General features: G+C 39.3%; 2 protein-coding genes. One reads left to right on the top strand and one right to left on the bottom strand.

What is annotated here, in order from left to right:
* Positions 1 to 300: Dps family protein (locus tag R7E78_RS30935; protein WP_318059246.1), on the bottom strand; the 300-nt coding region annotated here is incomplete at its 3' end.
* On the opposite strand from R7E78_RS30935, the gene R7E78_RS30940 reads away from it, so the two are divergent.
* The coding region (locus tag R7E78_RS30940) for a hypothetical protein (protein WP_318059247.1) at positions 289 to 506 on the top strand (218 nt) is incomplete at its 3' end. The genes R7E78_RS30935 and R7E78_RS30940 overlap by 12 nt on opposite strands.

Here is a 506-nt window from a genome sequence, read left to right on the forward strand (position 1 = left end):
TGTCGCGTTTTGATGCTCTTTGATTTCGCTTGATTCTAAGTAATGGCTAAACGCGTGTGCTGGTGTGTAACCCAACGTTAAAATACGTTCTGCAAGTTCATCAATTTTGGTTTGAAGATCTGTGTAGATCTCTTCAAATTTTACGTGCAATTCAAAGAACTGGTGGCCTTTGATGTTCCAGTGATAACCGCGTGTATTCATGTACAGCACTTGGTAGTGGGCAAGTAGCTGATTCAGTTGTTGTGCTAGTTGTTCTGATTGTTGACGATCTAGACCAATTAAGCTTACTTGTTTGCTCATAATCTTGCTCCTTGGAGAGTAAAGTTTAAAAATTCTTTTGCAGTATTTGCTGCCGATGGAGTCATATTAGATCTGAGCGGTGAGGAAGGAAATTTGGTTTTAGCTATAGCTTTAATAACTAAACTCAATGAGCAATTAGGTTATGTGAGTAGTAGAATAGTCGAAACCCTCGACCATTGTATTTCTTCATGGTCGAGGGGCATTCA

The organism is Vibrio sp. YT-19(2023), assembly GCF_033337395.1.